General features: G+C 72.9%; 5 protein-coding genes and 1 pseudogene. 3 read left to right on the top strand and 3 right to left on the bottom strand.

Annotated features, from left to right (window positions below):
* The 3 genes from DZF91_RS31155 to DZF91_RS31145 form a co-directional block, all read right to left on the bottom strand.
* Positions 1–531 (bottom strand): COX15/CtaA family protein (locus DZF91_RS31155; protein WP_235834688.1); only part of this gene is annotated, 531 nt, incomplete at its 3' end.
* Between the two features lie 185 nt (positions 532–716).
* The gene (locus DZF91_RS31150) at positions 717–1,928 is read right to left on the bottom strand and encodes a PrsW family intramembrane metalloprotease (RefSeq protein WP_117360652.1); all 1,212 of its coding nucleotides are present in this window, start codon (positions 1,926–1,928) and stop codon (positions 717–719) included.
* 242 nt (positions 1,929–2,170) lie between these two features.
* Positions 2,171–3,160: a heme o synthase gene (locus tag DZF91_RS31145; RefSeq protein ID WP_407920953.1), complete on the bottom strand. Its 990-nt coding sequence runs from the start codon at positions 3,158–3,160 to the stop codon at positions 2,171–2,173.
* Positions 3,161–3,894: 734 nt separating this feature from the next.
* On the opposite strand from DZF91_RS31145, the gene tkt reads away from it, so the two are divergent.
* The 3 genes and pseudogenes from tkt to DZF91_RS31130 all read left to right on the top strand — a co-directional run.
* Positions 3,895–6,021, top strand: a complete 2,127-nt coding sequence (gene tkt / locus DZF91_RS31140; RefSeq protein WP_235834687.1) for a transketolase — start codon at positions 3,895–3,897, stop codon at positions 6,019–6,021.
* Positions 6,022–6,039: 18 nt separating this feature from the next.
* Complete coding sequence (tal, locus tag DZF91_RS31135) at positions 6,040–7,155, top strand: transaldolase (RefSeq protein WP_117360650.1); 1,116 nt, start codon at positions 6,040–6,042, stop codon at positions 7,153–7,155.
* Positions 7,152–7,394 (top strand): annotated as a pseudogene (locus tag DZF91_RS31130) (glucose-6-phosphate isomerase); the annotation flags it as partial. The gene tal and the pseudogene DZF91_RS31130, both read left to right, overlap by 4 nt.

Here is a 7,394-nt window from a genome sequence, read left to right as displayed (position 1 = left end):
GGCGGCCAGCAGCGCCGAGACCCGGCGCAGCGGGGGCCCGACGACCCGGCGCGGCGCCGCGTCGCCCTCGCCCGCGCGCTCGTACAGGGCCACGCAGAAGACCAGCATCGCCGGGGAGATCAGGAAGTGCAGCGCGACGGCCGCCGGGTGCAGCTTGGTCAGGACGACGATGCCGCCGATGACGGCCTGGGCCACCACGCTCATCGGCTGGGCGAACGCCCAGCGGACCAGGTCGCGGCGGCGCGGGCGCAGCCGCAGCGCGGCGACGAAGACCAGCACGCCGACCGCCAGCACCACGAAGGTGATCATCCGGTTGCCGAACTCGATCGCCATGTTGGCGGCCGAGTGCTCCGGGTTGTGCGTCGGGACGAGGCTGTCGCCCGAGCACCGGGGCCAGTCGGGGCAGCCGAGGCCGGACTTGGTCACCCGGACCGCGCCGCCGGTCGCGACGATCACCGCGTTGCCGATGACGCCGAGCAGCGCCAGCAGCCGCAGCGACGCCGGGGTGGGGTTCCAGAAGGAGTCGGTCACCCGGGTCAGCGGATTGCGCGACGGGCGTGGGTCAGCAGCGGTCTGGGATCGTTCGGCCACGTGCTTCATCGTATGGCCGGGCCGCCGAAGCCTTGACCCGGCCCCCGCCCAAGGCGTAAGGGCGTGTCGTCCGCTCCGGGGCGGGGTGCGGCCGCCGCACTGAGGGGCCCTGGGAGGGCGGCGGGTCAGTCGTAGGGGCCCTGGGAGGGCGGCGGGACGAAGCCGGAGGGCCCCGGGTCGGCCCAGGGCGGGCCCTGCCGGCGGCCGGGCGGCGCGGTGCGCAGGAACGCCTGCCTGGCCAGGCCCATGAGGTCCAGCAGGGCGTCGCGGCGCGCCTCGAACCAGTGGGGTTCGGCGACGCCGCGCTCGGCGCGCTTGTGCAGCAGGGCGAGCTCGGTGGCGGCGAGCTGGTAGTCCTCCATGGCCTTGGCGGCGCCCCGTCCGCCGAGCGCGCGGGCCCAGCGGCGGGCGGCGCGGCGGGCCGGGATGGAGCGCAGCATCCCGATGTCGGCGGGGGTCACCAGGCCGGTGGGCTGGTAGAGGGGCAGCACGTGCTCGATCCGCTTGACCGTGTTGTGCCGCTCGACCAGCACGACCGCCAGCAGCGCGGCCAGGACGACCGCGTCCAGGACGTAGACCGAGCCGAGGCCGCCGAGGCCCATCGCGGCGGCGCCGTTCCACAGGCCGTGCAGCAGCATCGCCGCGAGCAGGCCGATGGCGGGCGCGATGGTCCGTCCGCGCCGGTGGGTGGCGGCCCAGGCGACGCCGAGGCCGGTCATGGACGTGAACAGCGGGTGGCTCAGCGGAGCGACGATGCCGCGCAGTATGAAGACGGTCTGCAGTTGCTTGGTGCCGCCCAGGTCGAACGCGCGCATGTAGTAGGTGACGTTCTCCATCATCGCGAAGCCGAGGCCGACCATGCAGGCGTACATGATCCCGTCCGCGAAGCCGTCGATCTCGTTGCGCCGCCACCACAGCAGGCCGAACAGCACCGCGCCCTTCAGCGACTCCTCGATCACCGGGGCGCCGAAGACGGCGCTGACGAAGTGCCCCCTGACCTCGCCGAAGATCGGGACGGTCACGTAGAGCAGGCCGAGGGTGTTCAGCACGAGCGCACCGAGGACGGCGACGCCGGCGCCCCACATGAACGAGAACACCAGGGCGCGCGGGGGCTCGGGCTCCATCCGGTCGAGCGTGAGGACCAGCGCGATCAGCAGCGGGATGGGGAGGATCGCGAGGATCATCCCGACCCAGAACCCGGCGCCGCCGTAGAGGGCGTCGATGCCGAGCGCGACGAGGGCGCACAGGGACGAGACGGTGAGCCCCATCACCAGGGCCACGGGAGGACGCCCCGGCATCCGCCCTTCGAGGACCGCCTTGGGGTCGATGCGCGCCATAGCGGGAGCGTAACGGTCCAACGGGCGGCGAAGCGACGCGGCCCCGGCCGACCTGCGGCGATATGCCCGGGCGATCCCCGGGTGCCGGGGCCCGGACGGCCCGCGGCGCGGGCGTCCGGGACGTCCGCCCGCCTCGCGCCGACTGCCCACCACCGCGCTGGCCGACCGCCGTGGCGCCGACCGACCGGCTCCGACGGACGACGGAGCTCAGCGGCCGACCGGCCGGCGGACCGTGGCCGGGGTCAGTGCAGGAGCGGGTCCACCGCGACCGCGGTGAACAGCAGCGCCAGGTAGACGTTGGAGAGGTGGAAGAACCGCATGGGGCGCAGGTGGACGCCCGTGACACCGCGCAGGACGTCCTTGAACAGCCGGTGCCCCTCGGCGAGGAAGACCAGGCCGAGGATGATCGCGACGGCGCCGTACACCGGGGTCATCCCGGCGACCGGCCAGAGCAGCAGCGAGCACGCGACGGTCGCCCAGGTGTAGGCGAGGCTCTCGCCCAGGACGCGCTTCTCGGACGCCACGACCGGCAGCATCGGGACCTTGGCGACGGCGTAGTCCTCCTTGTAGCGCATGGCCAGCGTCCAGGTGTGCGGCGGCGTCCACAGGAACACCACCCCGAACAGGATGAACGGGGTCCAGTCGACGGAGCCGCGGACGGCCGCCCAGCCGATCAGCACGGGCATGCAGCCCGCGATGCCGCCCCAGATGATGTTCTGGGAGGTGCGCCGCTTCAGCAGCAGGGAGTACACGAAGACGTAGAACAGGATCGCGAACAGCGACATCGCGGCGGACACCACGTTCACCGCGAGCGCGAACCCGACCGTGGAGACCACGGCGAGCGTGATCCCGAAGGCGAGCGCCCGGCCCGGCAGGACCTGCGCCCGGGCCAGCGGGCGGCGCCGGGTCCGGCGCATCTTGGCGTCGATGTCCCGGTCGATGTAGCAGTTGACCGCGTTCGCCGCGCCGGCCGACATCCAGCCGAAGGCGAAGGTGAGCAGCACCCGGCTGAGCGAGGGCACGCCATCGGCGGCGAGGAACATCACCGGGATGGTCGTGATCAGGAGCAGCTCGATCACGCGGGGCTTGGTGAGCGCCACGTAGGCGCGGACGCTCGCGCCGAGCGTCCGCCTCTCGGCCGGGGCCGCCGCCGGAGGGGCCGACACCGATGCCGCCCCCGGCATCTGGTCGTCCAGCTGCTCGACCCCGAGCTTGTTACTGAGCACCGTCACAATCGGGTCCACGTCCAACTAGGCAAGGGAATTCGCGTCCGCCAAATCGCGTCACCAAGCGGTGCCCCCGCGATCCTTCGGGCCGGTCCGGGACGGGTGCCCCGGTCCGGCTACTGCTGTCGCGGTCGTTCTCGACGTTCTACCGGTCGCCTCAACCGCGGGTCCACTGTAGTGCGCCCCCTCCGGGGATCACGCACCGGGGCACCGGACTCGCCGCCCGGGACGCCCCTCCCCCGCCCGACCTGCGACGTCGCGGCGGCCCCGCGAGCCCGCCCGGTGCAGGCCCTTCCACGAAGGGGGCCGGCCCCGGCTTCGCCCTGGTTCGCCCCCGCCTCCGCCCCCGCGCCCTGACCCGGAGTGTCACCGCGCCCCCGCCCCCGCCCGGCCCGGATCGTCACCGCGCCCGGCCCCGGATCGTCCGGGTTCCGGCGCGGGAGAGGTTATGCCGCGAAGCGATCGGGCAGGCTCCCGGGGAGAGCGGGCCGGAGGGGCCGCGGGGGCGGCAGGGTCCTGGGACGGACGAGGTCACGGGACCCGGCCCGGTGGTTGGATAGGCTCGGAGGCGGGCCGGAGCGATCTCGCCGGAGCGCCCGTGACACGGATCGTCCATCGTCCCGTGGGCCCGCAGGGGAACACGCGCGGTGCGCGTCATGTTGCGACGTAAGCGACAGAGGACCTCCGCCTGCGTGTGACAGACATCGCTGAATATGTGGTTCGAGAGGAGCCTGGCGTCCGTGAGTGGGGACAACAGCACGTTTGAGTGGTCCGAGCTGGACCGGCGGGCGGTGGACACGGTCCGCGCCCTCGCGATGGACGCGGTCGAGGAAGCCGGTTCCGGGCACCCCGGGACGGCCATGAGCCTGGCGCCCGCCGCCTACCTTCTGTTCCAGCGCTTCCTGAAGCACGACCCGACCGACCCGGACTGGGCGGGCCGCGACCGTTTCGTCCTGTCCTGCGGGCATTCCAGCCTGACCCTGTACATCCAGCTGTACCTGTCGGGCTACCCGCTGACGCTGGACGACCTGAAGCGCCTGCGCAAGTGGGGCAGCCTCACCCCGGGCCACCCGGAGCACGGCCACACCGCCGGCGTGGAGACCACCACCGGACCGCTGGGCCAGGGCATCGGCAACGCGGTCGGCATGGCGATGGCGGCCCGCCGCGAGCGCGGCCTGTTCGACCCGGACGCCGCCCCCGGCGAGTCCCCCTTCGACCACCGCGTGTGGGTGATCGCCTCCGACGGCGACATCGAGGAGGGCGTCAGCCACGAGGCCAGCGCGCTCGCGGCGCACCAGCGCCTGGGCAACCTGGTCATGATCTACGACGACAACCACATCTCGATCGAGGACGACACCGCGATCGCGAAGTCGGAGGACGTCAAGGCGCGCTACGCCGCCTACGGCTGGGACGTGCGGACCGTCGACTGGACGGTCGACGGCGAGTACCACGAGAACGTGGAGCGGCTCGCCGAGGCCATGCGCGCGGCCGAGAACGAGACGTCCCGGCCGACGCTGATCTCGCTGCGCACGATCATCGGCTGGCCGGCGCCGAACAAGAAGAACACCGGCAAGATCCACGGCTCCGCGCTCGGCGCGGACGAGGTCGCCGCCACCAAGAAGGTCCTCGGGATGGACCCCGAGCGCACGTTCGACGTCGACCCGGAGGTCCTGGAGCACGCGCGCGGCGTCGTCGAGCGCGGCCGCAAGGCCCACGCCGAGTGGGACCGCCGCTACGCCGCCTGGCGCGGGGCCAACCCGGACAAGGCCGCCCTCTACGACCGGATCTCGCGGCGCGAGCTGCCCGAGGGCTGGAAGTCGGCGGTCCCGACCTTCGCCCCCGGCAAGGACCTGGCCACCCGCGCCGCGTCCGGCGAGGTGCTGAGCGCCCTGGCCCCGGTGCTGCCGGAGCTGTGGGGCGGCTCGGCCGACCTGGCCGAGTCCAACAACACCACGATGAAGGGCGAGCCGTCCTTCATCCCCGAGGAGTTCCAGACCAAGGAGTTCCCGGGCGGGCCGTACGGGCGGACGCTGCACTTCGGCATCCGCGAGCACGGCATGGGCTCGATCCTGAACGGCATCGCCCTGCACGGCGGCACGCGCCCCTACGGCGGCACGTTCCTGGTGTTCAGCGACTACATGCGCCCGGCCGTGCGGCTCGCGGCGCTGATGAAGCTGCCGGTCACCTACGTGTGGACGCACGACTCGATCGGCCTGGGCGAGGACGGCCCGACCCACCAGCCGGTCGAGCACCTGTGGGCGCTGCGCGCGATCCCGGGGCTGGACGTCGTCCGTCCGGCCGACGCCAACGAGACCGCGGTCGCGTGGCGGACGATCCTGGAGCACACCGACCGTCCGGCGGGCCTGGTGCTGTCCCGGCAGAAGCTGCCGACCTTCGACCGGTCGGGCGAGCTGGCGTCCGCCGAGGGCACGGCCCGCGGCGGGTACGTGCTGGCCGACGCCGAGGGCGGCCGACCCGAGGTGATCCTCATCGCGACGGGCTCGGAGGTGCAGCTCGCGGTGGCCGCCCGCGAGGCGCTGCAGGCCGAGGGCACCCCGACCCGCGTGGTGTCGATGCCGTCGGTCGAGTGGTTCGAGGAGCAGGACGACTCCTACAAGCAGCAGGTGCTGCCCGCCGGCGTGCGGGCCCGCGTCGCCGTCGAGGCGGGCGTGGGGCTCGGCTGGCGCGGCTACGTCGGCGACGCCGGCGAGATCGTGAGCCTGGAGCACTTCGGCGCGTCCGCCGACCACAAGACGCTGTTCGAGCAGTTCGGCTTCACGTCCGAGCGGATCGTGGCGGCGGCGCGCGCCAGCCTCATCAAGGCGGGCACCCCGGGCGCCGGCCGCGGCAGCACCACCGGTAACTGAGGCGAGAGGAAGCGAGCGATGAGCGACGCACTGAAGAAGCTCTCCGGTCTGGGCGTGTCGATCTGGCTGGACGACATCAGCCGTGAGCGGCTGCGCACCGGCAACCTCGAGCAGCTGGTCAAGGAGAAGAACGTGGTGGGGGTCACCTCCAACCCCACGATCTTCGCCAAGGCGCTGAGCAAGGGCGACGCCTACGACGGCCAGGTCCGCGACCTGACGGTCCGCGGCGTGGACGTCGAGGAGGCCGCCCGCGCGATCACCACCTACGACATCCGCTGGGCCGCCGACGTGCTGCGCCCGGTCTACGACCGCACCGAGGGCCTGGACGGCCGGGTGTCGATCGAGGTGGACCCGCGGCTGGCCCGCGAGACCGAGCGGACCGTCGCCGAGGCGCGCGCGCTGTGGTGGATGGTCGACCGCCCGAACCTGTTCATCAAGATCCCGGCGACCGAGGAGGGGCTGCCCGCGATCACCGCGGCGCTGGCCGAGGGCATCAGCGTGAACGTGACGCTGATCTTCTCCCTGGAGCGGTACGGCAAGGTCATCGACGCCTACTTCGCCGGGCTGGAGCAGGCGCGCGCCAACGGCCACGACCTCTCGAAGATCGAGTCGGTGGCGTCCTTCTTCGTGTCCCGCGTGGACACCGAGATCGACAAGCGGCTGGACAAGATCGGCTCGGACGCGGCCAAGGAGCTGCGGTCCAAGGCCGGGCTGGCCAACGCGCGGCTCGCGTACGCGCTGTACGAGGAGAAGTTCGGCACCGACCGCTGGGCGAGGCTGCGGGACGCGGGGGCGCGTCCGCAGCGTCCGCTGTGGGCGTCGACCGGCGTCAAGGACCCGAACCTGTCGCCGACCCTGTACGTGGACGGCCTGGTCGCGGACGGCGTCGTGAACACGATGCCCGAGGCGACGCTGGAGGCCGAGGCGGAGAAGGGCGACCCGACCGGCGACACCGTCACCACGAAGTACGACGACGCGCGCGCCGTCATGCAGGGCCTGAAGGACGTCGGCGTCGACTACGACGACGTCGTGAGGGTCCTGGAGGACGAGGGCGTCGAGAAGTTCGAGGTGTCCTGGAAGGAACTGCTCGACACCATCACCGCGGAGCTGAAGGACAAGGCGGCCAAGGCGTGACCTCGGTGGTGACCGCAGCGGGGGTCTCGGTCACCATCCGGGGTCCGCTGGTGGACGAGGCCGAGTCGGTTCTGGCCCGGCTCGTCACCGACGGCGTCCCCGGCGCGCTGGCGCAGCGCAGCGGCCGGCTGTGGGGTCCGGACGCCGCGCCCGGGGCGGCGCGGCGGCTGGGCTGGCTCGGTCTGCCCGACTCCTCCCGCGACCTGCTCGGCCTGCTGGCCGGGCGGGTCCGGGAGGCC

The sequence above is a fragment of the Actinomadura logoneensis genome (genome assembly GCF_003428695.1).
GTDB classification, from domain to species: domain Bacteria; phylum Actinomycetota; class Actinomycetes; order Streptosporangiales; family Streptosporangiaceae; genus Spirillospora; species Spirillospora logoneensis.
Note: the sequence above shows the minus strand (reverse complement) of the source record. Positions and strands in the feature narration are given on the sequence as shown.

Coding starts and splice junctions, on each gene's coding strand:
- tal (WP_117360650.1), top strand. CDS start 6,040: ATGAGCGACGCACTGAAGAAGCTCTCCGGTCTGGGCGTGTCGATCTGG.
- DZF91_RS31150 (WP_117360652.1), bottom strand. CDS start 1,928: ATGGCGCGCATCGACCCCAAGGCGGTCCTCGAAGGGCGGATGCCGGGG.